Here is a 3,977-nt window from a genome sequence, read left to right as displayed (position 1 = left end):
AACTTCCGCCCGGTGAAGCGGGTGCGTGACATCGTGAAGACCTATGCCCGCATCAATGCAGAGGTGCCGTCGGTGCTCGTGATGGTTGGCGATGGCCCTGAGCGCGTGGAGGCCGAGGCCGAGGCGCGCGAACTCGGGGTGGCCGAGCATGTGCTCTTTCTCGGCAAGATCGATGCAATCGCGCCATTGCTGGCGGGGGCCCATCTCTTCCTGCTCACCAGTGACAAGGAGTCGTTCGGGTTGAGCGCCTTGGAAGCGATGGCGAGCGGTGTCCCGGTGATTGGCGCGCATGCCGGCGGCCTCCCCGAAGTAGTCACGCATGGAGTGACCGGCTATCTGTTTCCGGTGGGGGACGTGGACAGTATGGCCCGTGCCGGCGTGGCGTTGCTGCGTGACGATCGCGCGTGGCAGCAGATGAGCGATGCGGCTGCCGCCGATGCCCGGACGCGCTACAGTGAAGCGGCCATCGTCGCCAGATATGAAGCGCTGTACGAACGAACGCTCGGGTGAGCCGTTCATGACCCTCCCTTTGCGCGCAACCCCGTGACGCTCTTTCAGGCTGTGGTGCTCGGGCTCGTGCAGGGCTTCACCGAGCTGCTCCCCGTCTCCAGTTCGGCGCACCTCGCGCTCACCCCCTACCTGCTCGGTTGGGAGGATCCGGGACTGTCGTTCGATGTCGCGCTACACGTGGGCACCCTCATCGCGCTCATGTGGTACTTCCGCGCGGAGTGGGTCGACATGACGAAGAGTGCATTCACGATGGCCCGTACGCGGCGCATCGCGACGCTGCACGAACGCCGGCTGGTCTATCTCGTGGTCGCCACGATTCCGGCGGGGGTAGGCGGCATCCTGCTCAATGACCTCGCCAAAACCACCTTTCGCTCTCCCTACGTCATCGGTACCACGCTCGTCGTGCTGGGGGGGCTGTTGTGGGCGATCGACAAGTGGAGTGTGCGCTCGCGCAGTATCGAGGAGGTCACGCTGCGCGATGCCATCATCGTGGGGTGTGCGCAGGTGCTCGCACTGGTGCCGGGGGTGTCACGCTCGGGATCCACGATCACTGCGGGCCGTTTTCTGCATCTCGATCGCGCCAGTGCCGCCCGGTTCAGCTTCTTAATGAGTATGCCCATCACCATCGCGGCGGTGCTCAAAGAAGCGCCCGAAGCCATCCGTGCCGAAGGCTTCTCCACGCCGTTGCTCGCCGGTGTCCTCGCGGCGGCGGTGAGCAGCTGGTTGGCCATCACCGTGCTGCTCCGCTACGTGAGCAAGCACAGCTACGGCATCTTTGCGCTTTACCGCGTACTGCTCGCGGGCGTGGTCTTTTACACCATCGCCACCCGCGGGGCATGACCGCTCCATCCCCAGAGCTCGCGGCGAAGCTGGGGCTTGCCCGTCTCGATTACCATGTCCGCGTGACCTCCACCATGGACGTGGCGCACGCGCTCGCCGAAGACGGGGCACCGGCCGGCACCCTGGTGCTGGCCTCGGCGCAGGCGAGTGGCCGCGGCCGCAGCGGGAAGGCCTGGGCCTCCGAGCCCGAGGCGGGGCTCTGGTGCACATTGATCGAGCGTCCAGAGGACACTCGTGCGCTCGACGTACTGGCCTTGCGGGTAGGGCTGCAGCTTGCCGTGGCGCTCGAGCCGTCCGTGGACGCTCCGGTGCGACTCAAATGGCCCAACGACCTGTTCGTGGGCGATCGCAAGCTCGGTGGCATCCTGATCGAGGTGCGCTGGCGCGAGGCAAAGCCGGAGTGGGTCGCTATCGGGGTCGGCATCAACCGGACGGCACCGGCCAGCTATCCCGAGGTGGCGCACGTGCGCACGGGAATCACCCGCGACGCGTTGCTGGCCCAGGTCGTGCCCGCGCTGCGTCGTGCTGCGGCTGCGCACGGCCCACTGGGGGGCGAGGACTGCGCGGCGTGGGCCGCACGCGATCTCGCCGTCGGCCGGCGAGTCACGTCACCGGCTGACGGGATCGTTCACGGGATCACACCGCAGGGCGCGGTGCTGATCGAGACGGCGCACGGGGCGATCGCCTGTCAGAGCGGGTCGCTGCTGTTCGCCTAGGGCGCCGGGGTGGCCAAGCGCTGGCCGAGCGCTGGCCGAGCGCTACCCGCTAGCGGGCCTTTCCGCTGCCAAACTGACAAGGCGCTGCCCGCCCCGTCCGTCACCATGACAAACCAACCTGCCGAACTGGCGTAACTGTAACCTATTGAAACACATGGGTTTACGATATTTCTCGCCCCTTGACGTCACGCTGGCGGGCTCCTAGCTTTTGCTCGTTAGCACTCGATGTCTGTGAGTGCTAATCTCAATTCTCTGTTCGTTCCCCTGACACAGTTCGCAGGAGATCAACCCGTATGTCCAAGGTCGCACCGCTCGCGGATCGCGTTGTCGTGAAGCCGCTCGAAGAGGCGGAGCAGATGCGCGGTGGGCTGTACATCCCCGATACCGCGAAGGAAAAGCCGCAGCAGGGTAACATCGTCGCCGTTGGCCCGGGCCGCTTCGAGAAGGATGCCCGTGTCCCGATGGATGTGAAGGTCGGTGACAAGGTGCTGTACGGAAAGTACAGCGGCACCGAAGTGACGATTGAGGGCGAGCAGCTCCTCATCCTGCGCGAGTCCGATATCCTCGCCGTGATCAACTGAACCGCACCCTAACTCAATTCAGCTACCATGGCAGCCAAGGAACTGCATTTCAACGTTGAGGCCCGCGCGGCGCTCAAGCGCGGCGTCGATCAGCTCGCCGAAGCGGTAAAGGTCACGCTCGGCCCCAAGGGCCGCAACGTCGTCATCGACAAGAAGTTCGGCGCGCCGACCGTCACCAAGGACGGCGTCACCGTTGCGAAGGAAATCGAGCTGGCCGATCCGATCGAGAACATGGGCGCGCAGATGGTGAAGGAAGTCGCGACCAAGACGTCGGACCTCGCCGGCGACGGCACCACCACCGCCACCGTGCTGGCGCAGGCCATCTTCCGCGAAGGCCTCAAGAACGTCACGGCCGGCTCCAACCCGATGGCGCTCAAGCGCGGCATCGAGAAGGCCGTTGCCGCCATCGTCGAGGAGCTCAAGAAGATCTCCGTCCCGACCAGCGGCAAGAAGGAAATCGCGCAGGTCGGCACCATCTCGGCCAACAACGACCCCGAGATCGGTAACCTCATCGCGGAAGCGATGGAGAAGGTCGGCAAGGACGGCGTGATCACCGTCGAAGAGGCCAAGGGCCTCGAGACCACGCTGGAAACCGTGGACGGCATGCAGTTCGACCGCGGCTACCTCTCGCCGTACTTCGTCACGGATCCGGAGAAGATGGAGGCGGTCCTCGAGAACGCCATGATCCTCATCCATGACAAGAAGATCTCGGCCATGAAGGACCTCCTCCCGGTCCTCGAGAAGGTGGCGCAGCTCGGCAAGCCCCTCCTCATCATCGCCGAAGACGTCGAAGGCGAGGCGCTCGCCACGCTCGTCGTCAACAAGCTCCGCGGCACGCTGCGCATCTGCGCCGTCAAGGCCCCGGGCTTCGGTGACCGTCGCAAGGCGATGCTGCAGGACATCGCGACGCTCACGAAGGGGCAGGTTATCTCCGACGAAGTCGGCTTCAAGCTCGAGAACGCGGTCCTCACCGACCTCGGCTCGGCCAAGCGCATCGTGATCGACAAGGACAACACCACGATCATCGACGGCGCCGGTGACCAGAAGGACATCGAAGGCCGCGTCAAGGAAATCCGCGCGGCCATCGACAAGAGCACGTCGGACTACGATCGTGAGAAGCTCCAGGAGCGCCTCGCGAAGCTCGCCGGTGGCGTGGCCGTCATCAACGTCGGCGCGGCGACCGAAGCCGAAATGAAGGAGAAGAAGGCCCGCGTCGAAGACGCGCTGCACGCCACGCGTGCCGCCGTCGAGGAAGGCATCGTCCCCGGTGGCGGTGTGGCCCTCGTCCGTGCGCAGCACGTCCTCAAGGACGTGAAGCTCGCCGAGCGCG

The 3,977-nt window shown here is 65.3% G+C and carries 5 protein-coding genes; all 5 read left to right on the top strand.

Features of this window, described 5'->3' with window-relative positions:
• On the top strand, positions 1-510 hold a 510-nt coding region (locus ACIQ51_RS14065; RefSeq protein WP_396205693.1), incomplete at its 5' end, for a glycosyltransferase.
• Positions 511-543: 33 nt separating this feature from the next.
• Positions 544-1,350: an undecaprenyl-diphosphatase UppP gene (uppP, locus tag ACIQ51_RS14060; protein ID WP_396205692.1), complete on the top strand. Its 807-nt coding sequence runs from the start codon at positions 544-546 to the stop codon at positions 1,348-1,350.
• Complete coding sequence (locus tag ACIQ51_RS14055) at positions 1,347-2,066, top strand: biotin--[acetyl-CoA-carboxylase] ligase (protein WP_396205691.1); 720 nt, start codon at positions 1,347-1,349, stop codon at positions 2,064-2,066. Before uppP ends, ACIQ51_RS14055 begins: the two co-directional genes overlap by 4 nt.
• A 293-nt stretch (positions 2,067-2,359) precedes the next feature.
• The gene (gene groES, locus ACIQ51_RS14050) at positions 2,360-2,647 is read left to right on the top strand and encodes a co-chaperone GroES (RefSeq protein ID WP_291260161.1); all 288 of its coding nucleotides are present in this window, start codon (positions 2,360-2,362) and stop codon (positions 2,645-2,647) included.
• A 27-nt stretch (positions 2,648-2,674) separates the two neighbouring features.
• Positions 2,675-3,977 (top strand): chaperonin GroEL (gene groL, locus ACIQ51_RS14045; protein WP_396205689.1); only part of this gene is annotated, 1,303 nt, incomplete at its 3' end.

The organism is Gemmatimonas sp., assembly GCF_044344655.1.
Lineage (GTDB): Bacteria > Gemmatimonadota > Gemmatimonadetes > Gemmatimonadales > Gemmatimonadaceae > Gemmatimonas.
The sequence above is the reverse complement of the archived record's forward strand: the minus strand, read 5'-3'. Positions and strand labels throughout refer to the sequence as shown.

Excerpts from the sequence above, each read along its gene's own strand:
- ACIQ51_RS14055 (WP_396205691.1), top strand. The coding sequence starts at position 1,347 with ATGACCGCTCCATCCCCAGAGCTCGCGGCGAAGCTGGGGCTTGCCCGT.
- groES (WP_291260161.1), top strand. The coding sequence starts at position 2,360 with ATGTCCAAGGTCGCACCGCTCGCGGATCGCGTTGTCGTGAAGCCGCTC.